The following is a 21,171-nucleotide window of genomic DNA, read 5'->3' as shown; positions in this document are numbered from 1 at the left end:
GAGGTGGATATTCTACATGAACCTGCCCGTCATAGTGCTGCTGATACCCGTTGCATACTTCTTCCTTCCCGATATAGGGGAAAGGAAACCCGTTCCCTTTAACTTGCTCAGTTACACGCTCCTCTCGGTTTCCTCCGTAAGCTTCATAGTCTTTCTCTCAAAGGGCGAGAGCTGGGGTTGGTTTTATTCGGACAAGACTTTTTACGTTTTTTATATAGCCCTGCTTACCTTTCTTCTTTTCATGGTGTCCGAGCTTATCAGCGAAAGAAAGCTTATTGATTACAGCATCTTCAAAGAACCCAACTACCTGTATGCCTTTATAACCTTTGTGCTGGTTTACGGGTTTGTGTTCTTCCAGACTATATACCTAATACCCATATACTTTGAGAGGCTCAGGGACGTACCCACCTTTCAGACGGGCTTGCAGTTTGTGGGTTTTGCCTTCTTTTTAGCCCTCTTTGCCCTCGTAGGTGGAAGGCTGAGCGACAGGATGGAACCAAAGCTCCTCCTTCTCGTATCCCAGAGCACACTATTTATAGCCCTCTTCTTCTTCCTCTCCCACCTTGATTACGAAACACCGAAAGCCAAGATATTCCTTTACCTATGTCTCCTCGGTTTTGCCATGGGCTTCTTCTTTTCTCCCCTCACAGCCCTTGCCTTTAAGAGCTTAAAGCCCCTTCAGATTCCCATCGGCTCTGCAGTCTATAACTACGCAAGACTCATGGGAGCTTCCTTTGCCACATCAATAGCAACCTACCAGTTTGAGACCGGAAGAGCTTTTCATTACGATGAAATAAACGCCCTGAGAGCCTTCCTTTCCGGTCAGGACATCGCTGATTTCTCCCTCAAGTTCAAACTCATGCTGGCGAGACTTCAGAACACCCTTGCCGGTATCTACGCCGTTCAGGATGCACTCAAAATAGCCTCCTACATAAGTCTCCTCAGCATAATGCTCACACTCTTCTTTCTCTTTTTAACGAGCAGGAGAGCCGGTATCCCTTCTCATATAAAATAAACCTATGCTTTTACTGCTCCTGTCGGTCATTATATACCTCCTGAGCGGTGTCCTTTTCCTTCTGAGGACCTTCTTCGGTGTAAATCTAAAGAACCTTCCTACCTTTGGTCTGCTGCTTGCCCTAATACTCTATATATTGCACTTCTTCGGGGTTTACCACTCTACGGGACGCTTTCCGGTGGGGGACGTTTACGGTATGGTCTCGCTGATGGGGAATTTACTCACGCTGATTTTTATAGCCCTTGACCTTGTACTCAGAAAGAACGTGGCGGACTTCGGGCTCATAGTTGCTTTCATAGGCTTTCTCACGACCCTCGTAGGACTACCGGCTCAGAAGGTCGGCTACAAGAACCCCTTTTATGTCTATCACATACTCTCCGCTGGAGTAGCTTACGCCTCCCTTATACTCGCAGGTATATCTTCGGGCGTAAAGTTCATAGTTGAGAGAAAGCTCAAAGCCAAACACATAGAAGGATTCATGGTTCCAGTCAATCTTTTGAGAAAGATGGAAAGGGTTTTATTAAACCTCGGTTTTATCTTTTTAACTTTAACGCTTATTTTCGGAAGTATATGGGCAAAAAACTACCTCGGTAAACACTGGATAAACGACCCCAAACTGATTCTGACCCTGATGATGTGGATTTATTACGCTATTGTTATTCACTTAAATCTGGTTAAAGGCTTAAAACCTTCAAGACTTTCCCTTTTATCTTTCTTAGGTTTTATAATGGTCGTCGGAAGTATCCTCTTTATAAGACATACTGTGAGTTAATCCTTTTGTGAAAAATACCATATAAAAGAGTGTAAAGAAACTTAACATATATGCAGGAGGGTAAATGTATGAAAAAAATTTTTCTAATTCCAACAGCTTTAGCAGTAGCTTTTATATCAGGATGTGGAGGAGGTGGAGGCAACTCACCTGCCGGAGTGGTTACCGTTGAGGTAGCCAATAATGGAGGAAGTCAGGTCTTCTTTGCCTATCAGGACGGCGCTGGAGCTTGGCAGACTGCTTCTCCGACGATATCTGGATACAAATATACTTACCAATTTAACGTTACGGATGCGTCAGGAAAATACGGAGCTGTCGTTTTCTGCACTTCAAACATGAATGGCAACCTTTTCCATGGTCTGATTTCGGAGAGGAATAGATTATACGTTGATTGTGGAACGCCAACGTACACGTTATCGGGGTCTTTTAATCCACAATATGTTGGTGTAGATAAGTTTGTGTATTGGAGCACACAGTATTGGCAGACTACCCAGTCTGGGAGTTATGCTTTTAACACGCCTGGTGTCCCCCCGGGAACCCATGATATCATAACAATACTTGAAGATGGTAATTCAAACGATGGTAATCTGGACATACTAAACTCTCACGTTGTAATAGATAGAAACGTATCTGTTACTACAAACACCGTTCACAACGTAGACTTTACAAATGCTCCCACAGCTGATTCAACATCTTACACCTGGAGCTGTGGTAATACGAATACAAATAGCCACCGTGTAAGCTTCCTAAGTGCCGGTGGAACTACTATCTACAACATAGGAGGTAGTTCATATCAACCTTTAATCCCGAGCTCCTTATTCCAAAACGGTGATTTCTGGAACTACGCATCAACAGCCACATCTGGCAGCGCTACCACAAGCTTTCAAGAGTTTCACGACCAGCCAAGTAACTATAACTGTCAGGGTTTTCCACCCCACATGACACAGGGTGCCACCTTTACCGTGGTTGACGCTAACCTTTCCACCGAGAGGATACAGGTAAGTTGGAACGCTTACTCAAGTGGGCTTAATGGGCACCAGACTCAGGTTTACAAGCTTAATGAGTATATGTTCGGAGGGAGCTATTACTGGTACATACACTGGACAATAGGCTGGTTGGGGAACAACTCATCTTACACTTACACGTTCCCCAACTTAAGTTCCCTTACAGGCTGGGACGATAACTGGTACCCGGACAATCCTTCCTCTGCAGGCAAGGGAGACCTCGTGGCATACACCTCCAACAAGACTACCGTAGACCTCTTAAACCTTTACTTTGACGGAACCGCAATAGATGGGATGGAGTATGTGACAGCGAGTATAAACAACCCTTAAATCTCCGTATCTATCAAAAATAGGGGCTGACCGTACTCAACGGTCTCCCCGTTCTCCACCAAAATCTTTTCCACCCTTCCCCTCACATCGCTCTCTATCTCGTTCATTACCTTTAGAGCCTCTATGATGCAGAGAACCTGACCCGGAGAGACTATGTCTCCAACTTCAATAAAGGGAGGTGCCCCTGGAGCGGGAGACCTGTAGAAGGTTCCAACAAGAGGGCTCTTTATAACGTGGTACTTCTTCTCCTCCTCGCTTATGTCTTCAGAAGGAGGTAGAAGTTCCTGGTGTCTGTATTCATCGGTAAGCCTTGGCTTCTTCTCTACCTTCGGCTGTACATCCTCGCCCCGATGGGTTTCTATTACGATTTTTCCTTCCTGATTTTCAATCTTTAAGGTCCTTATGTTTGAGTTCTTGACGAGCTCTATAAGTTCTCTTATAAAGTCCCTGTCCATCATTTCACCCTTTCTATGTACGTTCCTGTTCTTGTATCTACCTTCACTAAATCACCCTCAGCAACGAAGAAAGGAACCTGGACAACAGCTCCCGTTTCCAGCTTTGCAGGCTTCGTTCCTCCTGCCGCCGTGTCACCTTTGAAGGCAGGTTCGGTTTCAACAACCTTCAGCTCCACGTGCTTGGGGAGCTCTATACCCACCGGCTGTCCCTGATAGAAGAAAACGACCACCTGCATGCCCTCTTTCAAAAACTTAGCTTCTTCCTCTATCTTTTCCTTTGGAATAGCCACCATCTCATAGGTCTGTGTGTTCATAAAGTAGTAGTTCTCTCCGTCGGAGTAGGAGTACTCGGCAAAAAACTGTTCAAAGTCTGCGAGGGGTATGGTATCGGAGGATTTGTAGGTGATCTCTATCACGTTACCCGTGAGCATGTTCTTTGCCCTGACCCTTACAAAAGCCTGACCCTTTCCCGGCTTCACGTGTTCGTAATCCAGAACCCTGTACGGTTCTCCTTTGTGCTCAATGAATATGTCCCTCGTTATCCTGTTTATATCAATCTTCTCTGCCATGGGAAGATATTTTATCAAAGTATAAGCATCCCGTCCCCGTAGCTGTAAAATCTGTATCTCTTAGAGACCGCTTCGCGGTACGCTCTTAAAACGAAATCCTTACCTCCGAAGGCGCAGACGAGGAAGAGGAGAGAGGACCTCGGAAGGTGAAAGTTGGTTATGAGAGCGTCCACGACCTTGAACCCAAAGCCGGGATAGATATAGAGTTCCGTCCAGCCCTCGTAGGATTTAAAGGGGCTGGTCTCTAAAGCTCTCACCACTGTAGTTCCAACAGCTATAACTCTACTTCCCCTCCTCTTGGCTTTCACTATCTTTTCAACGGCTTCTTCGTCCACTTTCACGTACTCCGGCTCAACGTGGTGTTTTTCAACCTCATTTACTTTAACCGGTTTAAAGGTCCCGTAGGAAACGTGCAGGGTTACAAAGGTCTTTTCTATACCCCTGTCCTCAAGTTTACCGAGCAACTCTTCCGAAAAATGCAGCGAAGCTGTAGGGGCTGCAACGGCTCCCTCCTCTTTTGCGAATACGGTCTGGTAATACTCCCTGTCTATGCTCTCTTCTTCCCTACCCAAATAAGGTGGTATTGGTATGTACCCGTATCTATCAAGGAGCTTTAAGGGGTTATCCCCCACCAGCCTGATAAGAAACTTGCTTTCCTCTATGTGCTCAAGGACTTCTACTTTGAAGTCTGGGGCTATATCTATGACAAGACCGGGTTTTATCTTCTTTCCACCTATCAGGGCTCTCCACATATCGGGTTTTATATAGTCCGTCAGAACGACCTCCACCTTGCCGCCTGTTGACTTTCTCCCGTATAACCTTGCCGGAAGAACTTTGGTGTTGTTAAAAACCAAAAGGTCTCCTCTCTCAAGGTAGTCGGGCAGGTTCCAGAAGGTATCGTGTTTAATCTCCTGGGTTCTTCTGTCAAGAACCATAAGGCGTGCCGAGTGGCGCGGAACCGCCGGATACTTTGCTATTAGCTCCTCGGGAAGCTCGTAATCAAATTCTTCAACCCTCATCGGTGGGGAACAAAGACTACAGGGGTCTTTACAACTCCCTTCTGCAATTTCCTTAATATAACCGTATACTCGTCGTCTTCAAGGATCTCCCTTATATCCCTTCTTCTCACGTGCAGAAACACCATCCTTATGTCCTCCCTCCTTGCGAGGAAGGTCTCTATGGCCATATCCGGACTTCCGGTGAAGGTCTTTATCTCATAAGGAGTATCTCCGCTTATCTTCTTCACCTCCTCTTCTACCTCGCTCTTTGCCTTTTCCTCATCCCTTTCGGAAGGAACTAAGTAAATTATGAGGAAGCTCTTAATGTCCCTTATGTTATCCCTTGCGTAAGCGGTCAGATGCGTTATCTCTTCCTTCTCTCTTCCTATAACCGTTATACCCATTACGAAACCCTCCGATATAATCTTAATACAAACTTAGTGGAGGAAAGCCATGATAGAAGCCCACGAGATAGGGGGATTACTTCAGGCTCTTCACATACACATTTCTCAGACTGGTCTTCAGAAGCTAGCTCTCGGGATATTCATCCTCGTTTACGTGATGATAGTCTTGGAGAAGTATTTCCACAGGACCGTTGCCGCTCTCCTCGGAGCTTCAGTGATAATGGTTCTCGGTGTGATTTCTCCCCACGACGCCTGGTCTTCTATAGACTACAACACCATTTTCCTCCTCTTCGGTATGATGAACATAGTCACGGTCCTCGCCCACAGCGGTTTCTTTAACCTCCTTGCAATAAAGGCTCTCAAGGTAACGGGGACTAACCCCTTCAAGATACTCCTGACCTTCACCATTCTGACGGCGGTCTTTTCTGCCTTTTTAGACAACGTCACCACGGTTCTATTCATGACACCGATAATAATAAGGATTGCCAAGGTTCTGGATTTACCTCCCGTCCCCTACGTGATAGCCCTCGTATTAGCCTCAAACACGGGAGGAACAACTACCCTGATAGGTGACCCTCCCAACATCATCATAGGGAGCATAGCCAAGAAGAGCTTCAACGACTTCCTCATCCACGTTGCACCCCACGCAATAATCGGTTTCGTTGTCGGTCTCGTTGTAAACCTACTGTATTTGCAGTTCAAAGGATTGATGAAGCCGAGAAAGGAGGATATAGACCTGAAGGAGTTTGAAGAGCTCCAATCGGAGGAGGTTTACCCTGACCTTATGAGGAAGGGAGTAATAACCTTCGTGGGAACGATAGTCCTCTTTATCCTCGGGCACACCCTCCACATAGAACCGGGGATTATTGCGCTCTTTACCTCCACCCTTCTCATGATGTGGTCGGGCCTTTCCCCTGCCTACGTCCTTGAAAAGGTTGAGTGGACAACACTCCTCTTTTTCGTGGGTCTCTTCATTGTTGTGGGTTCTCTGGAACACACGGGGGTTTTTACGGAAGCCGCCAATTATCTCATGGGTTTAATGGGAACGGACGTGAGCAAGGGTATATGGATAATTGGAGCCTCTTCGGCGGTAATATCCGGTTTCGTTGACAACATACCCTTCACTATGTCCATGTCCTTTGTCCTCAAGAACATGGCTCAACATATAACCGGGGACTTTGATGCCCTCTGGTGGTCCCTCTCCCTCGGAGCCTGTCTTGGAGGTAACTTCACGATAATAGGAGCATCTGCGAACATAGTTGCCGCGGCGATAGCGGAGAAGGAGGGCTACCACATATCCTTCCTGACTTTCATGAAGTACGGAACTCCCGTAGCCATACTCTCAACAGCTGTTGCTCTCCTGAGCCTTTACATTCTCAGGTTCTGATGTTCAGTTTCAGGAGTACGGGGGCGATAAGAGTGGTAACGGCGACTACGAAAACGACGACAGCGTAACCTACCTCATCAATAGCTCCGAAGCTCCTACCGAACTCGGCGAATATGAGACCCACCTCTCCGCGGGGCATCATGGAGAGTCCTATATTCAACCTGTCCCGGAAGCTCAGGGGTATTAAAAGTCCGGAAACCACCTTCCCCAAAACCGCAACGGCGATGAGTGAGAGGGAAAGGAGCCAGAACTGGGAAGAGCTGAAGTCTATGGCTTTGAAGTTCAGAGCGAGTCCCACTGTGACGAAGAATATGGGGGAGACGACCCAGACAAGGGGTCTTATGTTCTCCTCAACGCTGTGGAGAACCTTCTCGTCCAACTTCAGGAAGGCGGCAAAGGGAACCACGAAGCGTCTTGAAAGGGCAAGACCTGCTGTGAAGGCGCCGAGTATCTCCGGAGAGCCGACCTTGTAAGCTCCGTAGCCCGTAAACAGGACGAGGGAGAGTATTAGAGGTGGTATTATGTCGTAATCCTGAAGCCTGTGAACTATGAAGTGTATCAGCTTCGCGGCAAGCCTAGCTACGAAGGGAGCCACCACAAAGAATATGCCTATATCCCTTACAAGCCCGGCAGTCGCGTTCCAGTTTACCTCACCGCTCTTGGAGAACTCGTAAAGAGCCGCAAGTATGACGACCCCGAGGATGTCATCAAGAACGGCGGCACCGAGAACTATCTGGGCGAACTTTTCTTTACCCTTACCCAGGTCCGAGAGAACCTTAACGGTTATGCCTATGCTCGTAGCGGTTAGGGCACCTCCTATAAAGAGGGAACTCAGGAGGGTCATATCAAATACGTAGTAAGAGAGAAGAAAACCACCTGCAAAGGGGAGGGCGGCACCGAGGAAGGCTACGAGTGCAGAGGCAAGACCGACCCTTACGAGCATGTGGATATCAGCTTCAAGACCGACCTCAAAGAGGAGGAGGATAACACCGAGCTCTGCAAGGACCTTTATCGCCTCACTCAGGGGTATTATCCCCAAAATACTCTGACCTATCACGACACCGGCGAGAACCTCCCCGAGAACCGGCGGCATACCGAAGCGCCTGAAGAGGGTTCCGAAGAGCTTTCCGGCGAGGAGGATTACCGCTATGTGGAGAAAGAGGGTGTGGACGTCAACTACCGCAGCTGACCCTTCTGTTCCCCCCGCTGCCATGGTGCTCATATTCTACCAGAAAGATTCACATGGGTTTGGGCTCGCTGAAGTAATATCCCTGTCCGTAGTCAACACCAAGCTCTATAAGAGTTTTCAGGATAGCTTCATTTTCAACGTATTCAGCAACAACCTTTATCCCGACCTCTTTGCAGAAGGATGTGATCGTTTTAGTAAGTAACCTTGACGTCATGTTCTTTGTGATGTCCTTTATTATGCTTCCATCTATCTTCAGGTAATCAACACGCATCTGGGTTATATTTATGAGGTTTGAGTAACCCGCGCCGAAGTCATCTATGCATATCCTGTAACCCAACTTCCTGAGCCTGGAAACTGAGTTTTTCATATGCTCAAAGGATGGTATACCTTCAACCTCCGTTATTTCAAGGAGCATTCTCTTTCTAAGCTTCCTATCAATCGCCTCCAGCTCGCTGAGCACGGTTTCATCGGTAATATCGGTAGGTATGAGGTTTATGCTTACCTCTATATCCTTATTCTTGCTGAGGAGTTCAACGTTTATCCTGATTATCTCCTTAACGAACCTGGTATATATGAATGTACCTTTTATGTCCTCAAGGAAGTAGGCGGGAGACACTATATCACCCTTGTGATTACGTATCCTGGCAAGAGCCTCATAATGGGAAATCTCTCTCGTTCTTAGGTTTATTACGGGCTGATAGTAGCACAGAACCCTCCCCATCTCTATAGCTTCCCTTACATCTATAACAGAGAGGCTCTGTTTGAGTTCTTCCAGGTACTCATCGTAAGCCTCAACCCTGTCCTTCCCGCTTCTCTTTGCCCTGTAAAGGGCTCTGTCCGCCCCCTTTATTGCATCCTCCAGTGATCTGTTTCTCTCCGGGGATACGTTTACACCCATTGAGACCCTTATATTGATCTCGTTCCCCTTGTAGGAGAAGACCCAAGACTTTACGTGGGTGCGAAGTTCATCAAGGTAGTTAAGGAGCTCAACCTTGTCCTTGAACTTATCTTTTGGCAGAAGCACCAGGAACTCCTCTCCGGAGTATCTGACAATAAGACTATCCTTAAGAATCTCCTTAAGCCTTTTGCAAAATTTTTAAGAACATTATCACCTGCTTCTTCTCCGTAGGTTGCGTTTATCTTCCTAAAATCGTCCAGGTCCAGGAGCGTAACGTAGTACTTACCGTGGTCTATCCTTCCTCCCTTGTCATCTATGTAATTTTTAGTATAAAGTCCTGTCAGCTTGTCAATGTAAAGGGTCTTTTCAACCGCTCTGGTCTTTAGATACTGGTATATGCCAAATCCCAAGAATGCCAGCGCAGACATCACTGAAAAGAGGGTGGCGTTCTTTATGAGGTCAAGAGCTCCCTGTATCTCCCTTATCTTGTTTATAGAGAAGTCAGCTACAAGCAGAGCCCTTGTATTTCCTTCTTTTCCAATGGGTTTAAGATACGTAGCCCCTAATGTATAAAGGTTTTCCTGTATTATAACCACATCTTTGCCGGTGCTGATAGCCTCAATCCATTTCTCCTCGTTAAAAACGTCAAGCTTCTCACCAAGCTCTCCCTTATCCTCCTTTGAGCCATCAACGAGGAATCGGAACTTGCCCTCATCGTCCCTGTAAACGATGTAAACGTATTTAACCTCATCTGTTACCAGCAGAGACAACCTATCTTCAATGCGTTTCCGCAGCTCCTCATCATGATAAAGAGCCACGACTATGTCCTGATCTCCTACCATATTTAGAAGGTCCATAGCGATGTTGTCAAACACGTGACCCACTATTGAAACCACATCTGAGACCAACCTCTTCTGGACATGCTTTTCCACAAGCGATGAACCGAAGTAAATAGGTACGGACATACCTACCAGTAAAAGGATGAGCGCCAGGGCTATTAGATTTATCCTGTCTCTGTTCATGCCTACTTTATCCTTTCTACCCCGACTACCCTATCTTCCGGTTCTATGAACCTTTCATACTCGGAGGGAAGTCTTATGCCCCTTTCCTCAAGTCTTTCCTTTATAAGGATTATATTTGGTCTCCCCTTTTTCCAGTAAAAGGCTCCAAGACAGTTTTTGAATAAGTTTATATTCTCCTTCTTAGTGGAAAATATGGGTTTATTTAAACATTCTTCTGGGATACTCTTAGTATCCCCAGCTATCAGGAGTATATTTGCCTCTTTACAGCTCTCTACAGTCCTTAGCTTATCGGAGTATTCCCTGATATTTCTCTCATAGGATTCCTTTCTGTCTCCAAGGACAAGCACGTTAACCTCTTTCCTCTGGAGCATGTCTTTAAAGAGCTTTTCAAGTATCTTGACCTCAAGCTCTTCAGGATTAGCAGACCTTAAACCCACATCTGCAAAAACTGGACACACACCAAAGACTAAGAGGAGGAAGACACTTGCCAGACCTTTCAAAATACCCACTCCACGCTCAGGTATAAGGTTCTCTCCCTCACCGGGTAAGTAACAACCTCTCCCGTTTGGGGGACAAGATAAGGCGTTTCAATGGCTTTCCCGAGAAGGTTTTCCCCCTTTAACTTTATTGCCAGGTCATCGCTTACATGGTAGGTTATACCTGAGTTAAGTTCATATCCGTCTTCAACATTCCTTCCCGAGAACTCAAATCCTCTACGGTAAATTAGCTCACCAAAAGCATCAAACTTCCCTATGGTTGAAAGCAGTCTTACATAGCCTCCTGAGGTTGATGAGGTTTTCCTGTCCGGGTCAAGAAATATGCTGTACCCCGCTTGAAGCTTATGATTTTCAGATAATTGATTTTCAACGTTTATGAAAATTGGTTTTTCAGTAATTGTTTCTTCCATGTTGGTCAGTCGCCCCGTATTGTCCGGGACAATGGCATCCTTTATACGAACGTACCCTAATCCAAATCCGAATTTAACGTTCCAGAGCTTCAGTAAACCTTCAGCTGAGAAGGCAAAGGGTATTTTAACCGTGTCCAGGTCCCTTCCTGATATCTCTGTGTCGTAGAAAAAGGGAGGTATATAACTGCGGCTTACAAAACCCTTAAGGGACAGGTTGTCGTTTATTACAGATATGTATCCTACACGGGCTATAAATTCTGAAAAGTCTTTAAACCCGCCGTTTCTGAAGTACTTATCAAACTTTACACCTCCTATTATCAGGTTGCTGGGACTTAAAGAAAACTTGTCCTCAACTATCAGAGAGTATATCTCCTGTCTATTAAAGGGTACGGTTGCACCCACATTCTGCTTCACGTTGCCCAGTGTTATGTAATAGCGGGAGTCTATGTCCGAGTTATAAAGCTTGTAAGAAACCGCTGTCAGAAGTTTATTCTCCTGAGAGGAGAACTCCTTGGATAGATACAGGGTCACCTTGCTGAAGAAGGCGTTTTCATAAAAGTCCCTTGGGTTGTTTACCGGGTTGAAGGGGTCCATGAATATAGGTATGTATAGACCGGAGGAACTACTTTCAAAATGCTTACGTTTATGGTTGTCCAGTGAAAATACGAACTTTGTGCTTTTGTCCCCCGAAGGGTGCGCTGTGAGTGTGAGGTAAAGGTCTTCCGCCTCTGTATAACCCTTCTCTGCAACGTTGTCAAGCGCAAAACCCATAAAGGGGTCTTTCCTTATGTACCCGTAACCGAATTCAACGCTCGTATTCTCGGAGTAAATGCCAAAGTATGCGTACCTGTACCTGGCGTCCCTTGAAAGCTCCTGTCCACCGAGCCAGTTATCTTTCCTGTTATCAAATCCTTCTGAAATAAGGAAGAGGTAGGAAAAGTTCTCGTTGAGCTCCCTGGCAGAGTATATGACTCCGGCGTATCCTTTCCTTGAGGTCAGCGTTGTCCTTAGACTGTTGGCGTTTTCCTTAGAAGGTTCTTTCGTGTAAACCTTTATTATAAGAGTCGCAGGGTCGTTTCCCAGCTCTATAGCTCCAACACCTAGATAGACTTCCACGTGATCCACCGAGTCCAAAGGCAGGTTTTCCCAGACGAGGAAGGGAGAACCTGTGTGGAGAGAAGAGACCTCATGGTCATTTATATAAAGCCTTATGTGCTTTGGAATGAACGAGTACCCTCCGTACTCGTTAAGGGTGAGTATACCGAACCTGTTGTCGGCAGTGGTGAAAAAATGTATAGATTTGAGAAGGTCTGCGAGTCTGTGAGCCTGCATCCTCTCTATGTCTTCTCTTGTAAAGAGGATAAGGTGTCCGAGGCTGTCCCTCCTTGTCTGATTGTAAAGCTCAGAGGCTTCCTTATACTCCTTAAGGAGTTCCGTAATATCCTGAGAAAAAGACAGAGTTATCAGCAAGAGTAGAGCCCCGGCTTTATATATCATCTTCATAGCCATACTCATTCAAATAAGTTATACAATTTAAATCGCATGTTGAGGGAAAAAATAAAGTATTTCCACTTTGTAGGCATCGGCGGTATAGGTATGAGCGGTATAGCCCAGATACTTCTTGAGATGAATTACAGAGTCTCCGGCTCTGACATAAAGGAAAGTAAGAATACCGAGTTGCTCAGAAGGAAGGGTGCCGATATATACATCGGTCACAGCGCCGACAACATAAAGGATAAAGTGCAGGTTGTGGTTTACTCCTCAGCCGTTAGAGAGGACAACCCTGAACTTGTGAGAGCCAGGGAGCTTGGAATACCTGTCATTCCGAGGGGTGAGATGCTCGCAGAGCTATTCAAGCTGAAAGAAGGCATAGCCGTAAGCGGTTCTCACGGTAAGACGACGACCACATCTATGATAGCCCATATCCTTGAGGAAGCCGGTTTTGACCCAACGGTAATAATAGGTGGGATACTTCAAAGGCTGGGTAGCAACGCCAAACTCGGCAAAGGTGACCTCCTCGTTTCGGAAGCTGATGAGAGCGACGGTTCTTTTTTAAAGCTGTTGCCTGCGGTAGGTGTGATAACGAACATAGACCTTGAACATATGGACTACTACAGAGACATTGAAGACATAGTATCAGCCTTCTCCAAGTTTGCAGGTTCGGTACCTTTCTACGGTTTCTGCGTGGCAAACTCTGATGACCCCAACGTAAGGAAGGCAACCTCATCTGTAACCAAGAAGCTTGTAACTTTTGGCATAGAAGAAGAGGCTGACGTGAGAGGGGTTGAGTTAAGCATAGAAGAGGGAAGATACGCTTTTAGCGTTGTGAGCAGGGGAGAGTTCCTGGGTAGGATTCACCTGGGTATAGGTGGAAGACACAATGTTTACAACGCTCTTGCAGCTATAGCGGTCTCCCTTGAACTGGGTGTTCCCTTTGACAGTATAAAAAGCGCTCTGAAGAATTTCAGCAATGCAGAGAGAAGGATGGAACTGAAAGGTTACTTTGGAAGCGTCCCCATATACGACGATTACGGGCACCATCCCACTGAGATAAGAGCTGTTATAGACGCCCTGCGGGAGATGTATCCGGATAGAAGACTGGTTATGATATTTCAACCTCATAGGTACTCAAGAACTCACTTTCTCTTTGAGCGTTTCGTTGAAGTTTTAAGCCTTCCGGACTTGCTTTTTATGCTAGATATATACCCGGCAAGCGAGAGGAATATATACGGTGTCAGCGGTGAGGAGCTTGCCAGGAGGAGTGGAGCAGTTTTTGTAAGGGATAAGGGAGAGCTGTTTGACCTCCTTTCAAAGGAGCTCAGAGAAAAGGACGTACTCCTCTTTATGGGAGCGGGAGACATAACAAAGCTCTGTGAGGATTTTGTCAAAGAGAGGGCTCTTACCTCCTCTTCCTGAGTTCTGCCATTCTGGCAAACTTCCTTAACTTTGAAAGAACCATCTGATGAAACCTAACAGCCTTCACTCCGGTCAATAGTTCTATAGCATCATCAACAGTATCAACGGCATATATGTGAAACCTTCCCTTTTCAAGGTCCTCTATCAGCTCGTCATCAAGGGTTAGGTTGTCTACGTTTCTTGACGGTATAACAACACCTTGTTCTCCAGATAGACCCTCAAGCTTGCACACTTTCCAGAAACCCTCCACTTTTTCCTTTATACCTCCAACGGGTTGGACGTTCCCCAGCTGGTCTAAGGAGCCTGTAACGGCAAGCCCCTGTTTTAAAGGTATTTCCGATATAGCGGACAGGACTACAAGTAATTCGGCAACGGAGGCACTATCCCCTTCTACTTCATCGTAAGACTGTTCAAAAGCTATACTGCAGGAGAGAGACAGCGGAACCCTTTTCCCATACCTGTTTCCAAGATAACCCGTAAGTATCATAACACCCTTGTTATGTATAGGTCCGCTTAGGTCTGCTTCCCGCTCAATGTCAATTATCCCCTTCTCCCCTGCGTAGGCGGAAGCTGTTATCCTCGTTGGCTTTCCGAAGCTCAAATCCCCCAGGTCATATACGCTTATACCGTTCACCTGAGCCACTTTACTACCAGTTATGTCAATTATTATCTTTCCTTCAAGTATCATCTCCTTTACCTTTTCCTCTATCAGGTTTGACCTGAAAATTTTGTCCTTCACAGCTCTTTTAACATCCTGCCTCGTGATTTCCTTTTCCTTGGAATAGGTATCGGCTTCCCGGAGTAAATCGGTTATGTAACCAAAGACCACGTTTATCTTCTTCCTGCTCCCTGCCCTAATCACCGCGTACCTTAGAACCTCTTCAACCGCTTCGGGAGTTAAATCTTTTAGTCCCTCTTCCTCCACTATCTTCTTAAGAATTCTGGGAAAGTCTTTTACAATTCCCTCTGTGAGATTGACCGTAGGGTCAAACTCAGCCTTTACCTTAAACAGCCTATTGAATTCTGGGTCAAAGAGGGAGAGGATGTGGAAAGTCAGGTAATCTCCTATCAGGAATACTTTCCCTTCAAAGGGGACAGGTTGCGGGTCTATTCCCACTGAAAGGGGAAACAGGTCGCTCACAGGAATACCACCCAGGTATATCCTCTTGTGGAGGAGAACCCTTTTGAGGCTCTCCCATAGTAAAGGGTTTTCCAAAACGTCCCGTGCTCTGAGTACGAGGTACCCTCCCCTTGCTCTGTGAAGGCTGCCAGCCACAATACTGCTATGGTCTGCGTAAAGTATACCCATTTCGGCTCTGTAGGATATGTATCCAAAGAGGCTTTTGAAGGAGGGCATCTCCTCATGAACAACGGGAGCCCCCTCCAGTGAAGAGTTATCGGCTATAACGTTCAGCCTGAAGAGGTTTATGTTGCTCTCGGTGAGTCTTCTTAGGGGGACGTTATCTTCCACAAACTTCCACTCAACGAAGAACTGAATATTCTTAATCAGGTTTTTCCTGAGATTCTTCAAGAAATTAAGAACGTTCTCGTTTCCCCTATACTTTTCCTCAAGCCTGTACAGTAGGCTATCCACAAGAAATTCTGCTGTCTTCTCTCTCAAATCTTTGATCTCATAGGCAAGCCTATAGTCAAGCTCTCTCAAGCTTCTGATGTAATCCCTGAATTTCTCACCGAATTCTTCCAGACTCTTTTCATACCTGCTTTTTAAGAGGGGGTTCTGGACAAGTTCTGCTTCCGATACAACCCTGCCGTGGACAAGTGGAAGCAGGCTTATCCCCGTTGGAGTGAGAAAAACGGTGAGATTGTGCTTTCTTGCTTCTTCGCTCATCTCTGAGATTATCTTCTCCTTTTCTTCCTCTATCTCCTTTATCCTTCTTTCCCTTTCCTCTTCAAATTCTTTGCTCTCAAACATCTTGTGGGATTCTTCCTTTAGGTTTTCTATCACCCAGTCAATATCCCTTCTGAGCTCTTTACCCAGTCCACTGGGAAGGAGCAGATACTTGGGTTTTAGAGGCTCCTCAAAATCGTGGAAATAACATATATCTTCTGGGGTAGGTTTTTCTTTAGCCCTCTCCTTTAACTTTCTGAGAGTGTAAGTTGTCCTGCCTATACTCTCGGGACCTGAAACGTAGACGTTGTAGCCTTCCTTCTCCGTTCTCAAAGCCAGCTCAAAGGAGTTATCTACCCTGGGTTGAGATGGAAACACAGCCAGAGGTTTTAGTCCTGCAGTCCCAACCTTTACATCAAAGCTCAGTCTAACTTCGGCCGCCTTTATCTCTCTTATACTCATTACGTTATGTTCCTTCCCTGAATATTTTGAACATAAGTCCACCAAAAAAGGCAACTACTATTGCACCGCTCATCAGCAGGAAATGCTCTACTTTAAAAAAACCCGGCTTGTAGGCGGATATTATGAGAGCCATTGATACCATGAAACCGAGGGTTAACATGCTAAGGGTTAGCCTGTTAATATCCTTCCTGAGGTCTCCAACCAGCCTTTTTTCCCCTTCATACTTTATAGAGAACTCCAGCTTTCCACTCTCAAGCATGGAGGTCAACCTCTTGAGCCTCTCTGGAGACTCCATAAGCATCTTGGACACAACAGTAAGGTTCCTTTCCGTTTGACGGGCGAGGAATTTTGGTGAGAACAGAAGCCTTCTGCTCCTGGAAACGTATGGACCTATAGCATTTATCATTCTGAAATCAGGGTCAAGCCTCATCAGTAATCCCTCTCCCATTCCTATGGTTTTGAGGAGAAGAAACAGGTCTGAAGGCAGATTTATCCTGTAACGGTAAGTCAATCTGAATAGCTCGTTAACTACCTTGGAAAGCTTGATTTCCCCTATCGGTTTAAGGAAGTAATAGGAGAACAGAACCTCAAGCTCTCTCCTTAAAAGCACTTCCTTCTTGGTCTCACCCCTGACCCCAAGGTCGTAGAGGGCATCCATAACAAGAACCATGTCTCCCTTAGTTATGCCATAAATAAGCTGTATTAGATTTACCCTCATTCTGTCATCAAGAGTTCCCACCATACCAAAGTCAACAAGTCCTATCCTCCCATCCTTCAGTATGAAGAAGTTTCCGGGGTGGGGGTCACCATGGAAAAAACCGTCACGAAGGAACATATTCATGTAAACTTGGGCGCCTTCATAGGCAAGTTTTTTCGGGTCGTACCCAAGATTCCTTATCTTTTCCAGCTCTGTAAACTTTGCACCCTCAAGCTCTTCTAGGACAAGTACCTTAGCTGTCGTATACTCCCAGTAAACCTTCGGTATGTAGACATTTCTGTCCTTGAGGAAGTTCTTACGGAAGGTCTCCGCGTTCCTGCCCTCTCTCTCGTAGTCCAACTCGTTCTTAAGGATATAAGCGAATTCCTCAAAGAAGCCCTCTATATCCCACTGCCTTGCCAACTCCCAGTGTTGAACCAGCGTATTCAGTAACTCCTCAAGTATCTCAAGGTCTTGCTTTATCTGCTTTTCTACACCGGGCTTTTGGACCTTTATCACCACCCTGTCACCACTTCTCAAAACGGCTCTGTGTACCTGTCCTATTGAGGCTGAAGCTATAGGCTCCCTATCAAATTCAAGGAACAGTTCTCCCACGGGTTTACCTAACTCCTCTTCTATGACGGAGACTATCTTGTCCGGGTCACAGGGAGGGATTCTGTCTTGGAGTTTTGAGAGTTCCTCAATGTATTCGGCAGGGACGAGGTCTGGTCTGGTGCTGAGTATCTGGCCGAGTTTTATGAAGGTGGGTCCGAGCTCCTCAAAAGCCATCCTTAGGTGCTCCGGGGCAGAGTATCTCTCCTTCCTCTTCGGATGTCCGAGTATGCCCCAGTGGAAGGGGACGAACCTTCCCAACCCTAGCTTTTCAACTAAAAAACCGAATCCGTGTTTTGCGAGAACCTTAGCTATCTGAGCCTTTCTCTTTACGTTTCTTGTACCAGGTATCATAGTAAAACACTAAGCAATATTAATAGGACTGCTATAAGCGCTATAACAATCAGGGGGTTACTCTTCAGCTTTTCAATTAGATTTCCCCCGTCTGAGTTTTTCTTCTTTTCTCTGTAATAATCCCTGTCCATGAGACCCATAATTTACCTCCTTACTTTAATTTACCCCTCCTTAGCCAGGAAATAGAAGAACACATCTTCCGCGCCGAGAGAGAGCAGTAGCTCACAAATAGTTGTGCTTGTCGCACCGGTGGTGAGCACATCATCAAAAACCAGTATCTTCTTTCCCTCAACCCTGTCTGCCAACTCCTTCCTTACACCGAAAGCATCCTTGACGGTAACAAAACGTTTCTCCCTTTCGTAGTAGGCTAAGGGTTTTGAATGCTTCCTCCTAAGCAAGAGACTATCATACTTAACACCAGCACCCTCAAGGAGTACCCTGTTGTGGTCAAATCCTCTGCTCCAGAGTCTCCAGCTGTGAACGGGAACGTAAGTAAGTATATCTGGTTTAGCTTCTTCCAAGAAATCTCCCAGGTGTCCCGATATCCTTTCTCCGAGGGTGTAGGCAAGGGGCTTAACACTTCTGAACTTTATAAGCCTTATAACCTCAGCCAGAGTGCTTTCATACCTCCCGTACACCCTGTACCGGGATATTAGCCCAAGCTTCTCATAATTAAAGGGGTGGTATGGTTTTATCTCCATGAGACATCCTTCACATACGTAGCCTTGCTCTAAGTGGGCGATTTCCCCACCGCATATAAGACAGCTATCTTCGCTAAGACCCAAAAGAGAGAATAATCTCCCCAACACCCTTTTCAGTTTAAAATAAGTTCTTTAATGAGAGGAAAGGTTCTCATCCTCGGAAGCGGTCCCAACAGAATAGGACAGGGAATAGAATTTGATTACGCTTGCGTCCATGCCGTCTTTGCGGTCCAAGAGGAAGGTTATGAAGCCATAATGGTAAACTGTAACCCAGAGACCGTTTCTACCGACTACGACACCGCAGATAAGCTCTACTTTGAACCGATAGTCCTTGAACACGTCCTTGCGATAATAGAAAGGGAAAAGCCTGACGGAGTTATCCTCCAGTTTGGAGGTCAGACACCCTTAAAGCTCGCTCTCCCTTTACAGAAAGAAGGGATAAGTATACTGGGAACTTCTCCCGAGAGTATAGATAGGGCTGAGGACAGAGAGCTTTTCAGAAGATTGATAATTGACCTTGGCTTGAAACAACCCGAGAGCGGAACAGCAAAGAGTAAAGAGGAGGCTTTGGAGGTAGCAAACAGGATAGGCTATCCTGTCCTTGTTAGACCGTCCTATGTGCTTGGTGGTAGAGCGATGAGGATAGTCTATGGAGATGAGGATTTACTTGATTATCTGGAAGAGGCCGTAAGTGTGAGTTATGAAAGACCCATACTCATAGATAAGTATTTGAGCGATAGTGTTGAGCTTGATGTGGATGCGGTGGCAGACGGGAGAGATGTCCTCATAGGAGCCGTGATGGAACACATAGAGGAGGCCGGAGTTCACTCAGGGGACAGCGCCGCTTCAATACCCCCATATACCCTGGAAGAGGACATAATTGAGGAAGTCAAGAGGCAATCAAAGGAGATAGCTAAAGCTCTGGAAGTCAGAGGACTTATAAACCTGCAGTTTGCGGTTTATGGTAAGGATATTTACGTTCTGGAAGTTAATCCGAGGGCTTCCCGGACGGTCCCCTTTGTTAGCAAAACTATAGGCTACCCCCTTGCGAAAATTGCGGCAAAGGTCTCCCTAGGTAAGAAGTTAAGGGAGCTTGTCCCTCAGGTTTTTGAGTTGATTGAGAATGAGAGAACCCACGTGGCATCAGACTTTGTGGAAAGAGATAGAAAGCTTTACACCGTAAAGGAAGTTGTTTTTCCATGGAACAGGTTTCCTGAGGTAGACCCGCTCCTCGGTCCAGAGATGAAAAGCACCGGAGAAGTTATGGGTATAGACGAAGACTTTGGTCTTGCCTTTTACAAAGCCCAGCTCGCTGCGGGTAGCAGACTTCCGGAGAATGGCAACGTATTCATAAGCGTTGCCGACAGGGATAAAGACAAAGTTCTTGAATTGGCGCAGGGTTTTATTGAGCTGGGGTTCAAGGTATATGCAACCACGGGGACCCACAGGTTCTTCAAAGAGAGAGGTGTGGATTCGGAGCACGTATTGAAGTTGTCGGAAGGGAGACCTCACGTAGTTGACCTCATGACCAACGGACAGATACACCTTGTTATAAACACGCCTTCAGGGAGGCGTGAGGTAAGTGATGCCTACTTTATAAGACGGGCAGCTATTCAGTACGGAATTCCCTACACAACCACTGTCAGAGGTGGATACGCCATACTTGCGGGGATAAGAAGTTATAGGAGATTAAAGGAGAAAGGTGAAAGTTTAAGGATATACGCCCTTCAAGACCTCTGAGAGGCAAGCCAACCTTCAAAGGCTCTGTAAGAACTCCTGACTTCAGGACCGCAGGCAACGAACTTGAAACCTAAAGAGTAAGCTTCCCTCTCCAAGAGGGAAAATTCCTCGCGGGAGTAAAACTTTATAACGGGATAGTGTTTTAGGGAAGGGGCAAAGTACTGACCGACTGTAAGGAAATCGCAATTTACACTCCTCAAGTCGGCCATCGCTTCCAATACCTCCTCCATCGTCTCCCCAAAGCCAACTATCAGGGCAGATTTGGTAGGTATATGGGGAGCTACCTCCTTGCTTACCTTTAAAAGGTTCAAGCTCCGTTCATAGCTTGAGCCTATCCTCACCTTTGGGTAAAGCCTCTTTACTGTTTCTATGTTATGGTTGAGCACATCAGGACCCTCACGGAGAACCCTTTCAAGAGCCTCCCTCCTTCCTCTGAAGTCGGGCACCAGAACCTCTACTTTCACGTCAGGTACGTTTTCCTTCAGAACTCTTATGCACTCTGCGAAGTGGGAAGCTCCCCCATCAGGTAAGTCATCCCTGGTAACTGAGGTTATCACGACGTACTTAAGGTCAAGTTTCCTGACCGCATCAAGGAGTCTGTAAGGTTCTTCAGGATCAACAGGTTGTGGGTATTTCCTCTTTACGTTGCAGAAGGTACAACCTCTAGTACACCTGTCTCCAAGAATCATAAAGGTTGCGGTCCTGTTCCAAAAGCATTCGGATATGTTTGGACACCTGGACTCTTCGCATACAGTGTTGAGCTTGGTTCGTCTAAGTAGCTTTTTAACCTCGTTCACCTTTGAAAGCTCTATAACAGGTTTCATAGGTAAAGAATATACTGAAAAAGTGGTAAGTAACGAACCTGAATATCAGAAATTGACATTTATCAACAA

At 46.1% G+C, this 21,171-nt stretch carries 19 protein-coding genes and 1 pseudogene; 6 read left to right on the top strand and 14 right to left on the bottom strand.

All coding sequences use genetic code 11. The annotated features are described in order from the left end of the window. Nucleotides 1-16 precede the first annotated feature (16 nt). From BCF55_RS05745 to BCF55_RS05735, 3 genes are all read left to right on the top strand, one after another. Nucleotides 17-1,015, top strand: coding sequence for an MFS transporter (locus BCF55_RS05745; protein ID WP_274542105.1), 999 nt, complete (start codon nt 17-19; stop codon nt 1,013-1,015). 4 nt (nt 1,016-1,019) lie between these two features. Beyond that, on the top strand, nt 1,020-1,787 hold the full coding sequence (ccsA, locus tag BCF55_RS05740) for a cytochrome c biogenesis protein CcsA (protein WP_121011290.1): 768 nt from the start codon (nt 1,020-1,022) through the stop codon (nt 1,785-1,787). Nucleotides 1,788-1,855: 68 nt separating this feature from the next. Beyond that, a complete protein-coding gene (locus BCF55_RS05735) occupies nt 1,856-3,118 on the top strand; it encodes a hypothetical protein (protein ID WP_121011287.1) in 1,263 nt (420 codons plus the stop codon). On the opposite strand, the gene accB is transcribed toward BCF55_RS05735, so the two are convergent. Genes accB through BCF55_RS05715 form a run of 4 tightly spaced genes read right to left on the bottom strand, consistent with a single transcriptional unit; the run spans nt 3,115 to nt 5,544 of the window. After that, the gene (accB, locus tag BCF55_RS05730) at nt 3,115-3,573 is read right to left on the bottom strand and encodes an acetyl-CoA carboxylase biotin carboxyl carrier protein (RefSeq protein WP_170144760.1); all 459 of its coding nucleotides are present in this window, start codon (nt 3,571-3,573) and stop codon (nt 3,115-3,117) included. The genes BCF55_RS05735 and accB overlap by 4 nt on opposite strands. Continuing rightward, nucleotides 3,573-4,142 carry an elongation factor P gene (gene efp, locus BCF55_RS05725; RefSeq protein ID WP_121011281.1) on the bottom strand — a complete coding sequence of 190 codons (570 nt, stop codon included), beginning with the start codon at nt 4,140-4,142 and terminating at the stop codon, nt 3,573-3,575. The genes accB and efp overlap by 1 nt, the downstream gene beginning before the upstream one ends. Nucleotides 4,143-4,156: 14 nt before the next feature. Next, nucleotides 4,157-5,161, bottom strand: coding sequence for a tRNA preQ1(34) S-adenosylmethionine ribosyltransferase-isomerase QueA (gene queA / locus BCF55_RS05720; RefSeq protein ID WP_121011278.1), 1,005 nt, complete (start codon nt 5,159-5,161; stop codon nt 4,157-4,159). After that, on the bottom strand, nt 5,158-5,544 hold the full coding sequence (locus BCF55_RS05715) for a hypothetical protein (protein ID WP_121011275.1): 387 nt from the start codon (nt 5,542-5,544) through the stop codon (nt 5,158-5,160). Before BCF55_RS05715 ends, queA begins: the two co-directional genes overlap by 4 nt. 49 nt (nt 5,545-5,593) lie before the next feature. Between BCF55_RS05715 and BCF55_RS05710 the strand changes: the two genes are divergently transcribed. Continuing rightward, complete coding sequence (locus BCF55_RS05710; RefSeq protein ID WP_121011272.1) at nt 5,594-6,931, top strand: ArsB/NhaD family transporter; 1,338 nt, start codon at nt 5,594-5,596, stop codon at nt 6,929-6,931. Here the strand turns inward: BCF55_RS05710 and BCF55_RS05705 are convergent. The 5 genes and pseudogenes from BCF55_RS05705 to BCF55_RS05685 form a co-directional block, all read right to left on the bottom strand. Further along, the gene (locus tag BCF55_RS05705; protein WP_121011269.1) at nt 6,921-8,144 is read right to left on the bottom strand and encodes a cation:proton antiporter; all 1,224 of its coding nucleotides are present in this window, start codon (nt 8,142-8,144) and stop codon (nt 6,921-6,923) included. The genes BCF55_RS05710 and BCF55_RS05705 overlap by 11 nt on opposite strands. Before the next feature lie 25 nt (nt 8,145-8,169). Further along, complete coding sequence (locus BCF55_RS05700) at nt 8,170-8,865, bottom strand: EAL domain-containing protein (protein ID WP_338033029.1); 696 nt, start codon at nt 8,863-8,865, stop codon at nt 8,170-8,172. Nucleotides 8,866-8,967: 102 nt separating this feature from the next. Beyond that, nucleotides 8,968-9,446: pseudogene (locus tag BCF55_RS09795) on the bottom strand (GGDEF domain-containing protein); the annotation flags it as partial. Between the two features lie 596 nt (nt 9,447-10,042). After that, on the bottom strand, nt 10,043-10,540 hold the full coding sequence (locus BCF55_RS05690) for a hypothetical protein (RefSeq protein WP_121011260.1): 498 nt from the start codon (nt 10,538-10,540) through the stop codon (nt 10,043-10,045). Then, complete coding sequence (locus BCF55_RS05685; protein ID WP_121011257.1) at nt 10,537-12,450, bottom strand: TonB-dependent receptor plug domain-containing protein; 1,914 nt, start codon at nt 12,448-12,450, stop codon at nt 10,537-10,539. The genes BCF55_RS05690 and BCF55_RS05685 overlap by 4 nt, the downstream gene beginning before the upstream one ends. 39 nt (nt 12,451-12,489) lie before the next feature. On the opposite strand from BCF55_RS05685, the gene murC reads away from it, so the two are divergent. After that, nucleotides 12,490-13,863: a UDP-N-acetylmuramate--L-alanine ligase gene (gene murC / locus BCF55_RS05680; RefSeq protein ID WP_121011254.1), complete on the top strand. Its 1,374-nt coding sequence runs from the start codon at nt 12,490-12,492 to the stop codon at nt 13,861-13,863. Here the strand turns inward: murC and BCF55_RS05675 are convergent. From BCF55_RS05675 to BCF55_RS05665, 4 genes are read right to left on the bottom strand one after another with little or no spacing between them, the layout of a single operon-like run. Then, the gene (locus BCF55_RS05675; RefSeq protein ID WP_121011251.1) at nt 13,847-16,174 is read right to left on the bottom strand and encodes a Lon protease family protein; all 2,328 of its coding nucleotides are present in this window, start codon (nt 16,172-16,174) and stop codon (nt 13,847-13,849) included. The two genes, murC and BCF55_RS05675, sit on opposite strands and share 17 nt — an antisense overlap. A gap of 4 nt (nt 16,175-16,178) precedes the next feature. After that, nucleotides 16,179-17,837: an ABC1 kinase family protein gene (locus BCF55_RS05670; RefSeq protein WP_121011248.1), complete on the bottom strand. Its 1,659-nt coding sequence runs from the start codon at nt 17,835-17,837 to the stop codon at nt 16,179-16,181. Beyond that, nucleotides 17,834-17,977: a hypothetical protein gene (locus tag BCF55_RS09695; protein WP_170144759.1), complete on the bottom strand. Its 144-nt coding sequence runs from the start codon at nt 17,975-17,977 to the stop codon at nt 17,834-17,836. The genes BCF55_RS05670 and BCF55_RS09695 overlap by 4 nt, the downstream gene beginning before the upstream one ends. 21 nt (nt 17,978-17,998) lie before the next feature. Next, complete coding sequence (locus BCF55_RS05665) at nt 17,999-18,622, bottom strand: ComF family protein (protein ID WP_147425011.1); 624 nt, start codon at nt 18,620-18,622, stop codon at nt 17,999-18,001. Nucleotides 18,623-18,673: 51 nt separating this feature from the next. Here BCF55_RS05665 and carB point away from each other — a divergent pair, with 51 nt between their 5' ends. Further along, nucleotides 18,674-20,278: a carbamoyl-phosphate synthase large subunit gene (gene carB / locus BCF55_RS05660; protein ID WP_121011243.1), complete on the top strand. Its 1,605-nt coding sequence runs from the start codon at nt 18,674-18,676 to the stop codon at nt 20,276-20,278. On the opposite strand, the gene lipA is transcribed toward carB, so the two are convergent. Beyond that, nucleotides 20,266-21,102, bottom strand: coding sequence for a lipoyl synthase (lipA, locus tag BCF55_RS05655; protein ID WP_121011240.1), 837 nt, complete (start codon nt 21,100-21,102; stop codon nt 20,266-20,268). The genes carB and lipA overlap by 13 nt on opposite strands. Nucleotides 21,103-21,171 lie beyond the last annotated feature (69 nt).

It is taken from the genome of Hydrogenivirga caldilitoris (genome assembly GCF_003664005.1).
In the GTDB taxonomy this organism is placed as follows: Bacteria; Aquificota; Aquificia; order Aquificales; family Aquificaceae; genus Hydrogenivirga; species Hydrogenivirga caldilitoris.
This window is presented reverse-complemented; position numbering and strand designations above follow the sequence as displayed.

Excerpts from the sequence above, each read along its gene's own strand:
- BCF55_RS05745 (WP_274542105.1), top strand. The coding sequence starts at position 17 with ATGAACCTGCCCGTCATAGTGCTGCTGATACCCGTTGCATACTTCTTC.
- BCF55_RS05710 (WP_121011272.1), top strand. The coding sequence starts at position 5,594 with ATGATAGAAGCCCACGAGATAGGGGGATTACTTCAGGCTCTTCACATA.
- efp (WP_121011281.1), bottom strand. The coding sequence starts at position 4,142 with ATGGCAGAGAAGATTGATATAAACAGGATAACGAGGGACATATTCATT.
- BCF55_RS05675 (WP_121011251.1), bottom strand. The coding sequence starts at position 16,174 with ATGAGTATAAGAGAGATAAAGGCGGCCGAAGTTAGACTGAGCTTTGAT.
- murC (WP_121011254.1), top strand. The coding sequence starts at position 12,490 with ATGTTGAGGGAAAAAATAAAGTATTTCCACTTTGTAGGCATCGGCGGT.
- BCF55_RS09695 (WP_170144759.1), bottom strand. The coding sequence starts at position 17,977 with ATGGGTCTCATGGACAGGGATTATTACAGAGAAAAGAAGAAAAACTCA.
- BCF55_RS05705 (WP_121011269.1), bottom strand. The coding sequence starts at position 8,144 with ATGGCAGCGGGGGGAACAGAAGGGTCAGCTGCGGTAGTTGACGTCCAC.
- accB (WP_170144760.1), bottom strand. The coding sequence starts at position 3,573 with ATGGACAGGGACTTTATAAGAGAACTTATAGAGCTCGTCAAGAACTCA.
- lipA (WP_121011240.1), bottom strand. The coding sequence starts at position 21,102 with ATGAAACCTGTTATAGAGCTTTCAAAGGTGAACGAGGTTAAAAAGCTA.
- BCF55_RS05670 (WP_121011248.1), bottom strand. The coding sequence starts at position 17,837 with ATGATACCTGGTACAAGAAACGTAAAGAGAAAGGCTCAGATAGCTAAG.
- BCF55_RS05715 (WP_121011275.1), bottom strand. The coding sequence starts at position 5,544 with ATGGGTATAACGGTTATAGGAAGAGAGAAGGAAGAGATAACGCATCTG.
- carB (WP_121011243.1), top strand. The coding sequence starts at position 18,674 with ATGAGAGGAAAGGTTCTCATCCTCGGAAGCGGTCCCAACAGAATAGGA.
- queA (WP_121011278.1), bottom strand. The coding sequence starts at position 5,161 with ATGAGGGTTGAAGAATTTGATTACGAGCTTCCCGAGGAGCTAATAGCA.
- ccsA (WP_121011290.1), top strand. The coding sequence starts at position 1,020 with ATGCTTTTACTGCTCCTGTCGGTCATTATATACCTCCTGAGCGGTGTC.
- BCF55_RS05735 (WP_121011287.1), top strand. The coding sequence starts at position 1,856 with ATGAAAAAAATTTTTCTAATTCCAACAGCTTTAGCAGTAGCTTTTATA.
- BCF55_RS05685 (WP_121011257.1), bottom strand. The coding sequence starts at position 12,450 with ATGAAGATGATATATAAAGCCGGGGCTCTACTCTTGCTGATAACTCTG.